Origin of the sequence: Enterobacter sp. 940_PEND (genome assembly GCF_001059415.1) — a bacterium.
Taxonomy (GTDB): domain Bacteria; phylum Pseudomonadota; class Gammaproteobacteria; order Enterobacterales; family Enterobacteriaceae; genus Enterobacter; species Enterobacter cloacae_M.
In genome coordinates this window covers 1-226 of sequence record NZ_JUMS01000090.1, presented here as the reverse complement: position 1 = coordinate 226, position 226 = coordinate 1, and the positions used below count along the sequence as shown (strand labels likewise).

Here is a 226-nt window from a genome sequence, read left to right as displayed (position 1 = left end):
CCGACCCCCTCCGTGTAAAGGAGATGCTCTACCAACTGAGCTAATCACCCACTCTGTACTGCCGATATGCGTTAAGTGGTGGGTCGTGCAGGATGACTCGGCTTCGCCTCGCCCTACGGGCCGTTGCTGACGCAACGTTATCCTTCACGTTTTACTACTACTTCCACCTGACTTAGTGGTGGGTCGTGCAGGATTCGAACCTGCGACCAATTGATTAAAAGTCAAC

Annotated in this window: 1 other RNA gene; it reads right to left on the bottom strand. The window is 53.1% G+C overall.

What is annotated here, in order from left to right:
* Positions 1-76: 76 nt before the first annotated feature.
* Positions 77-226: non-coding RNA, RtT sRNA (locus ADJ24_RS23740), on the bottom strand; the annotation flags it as partial.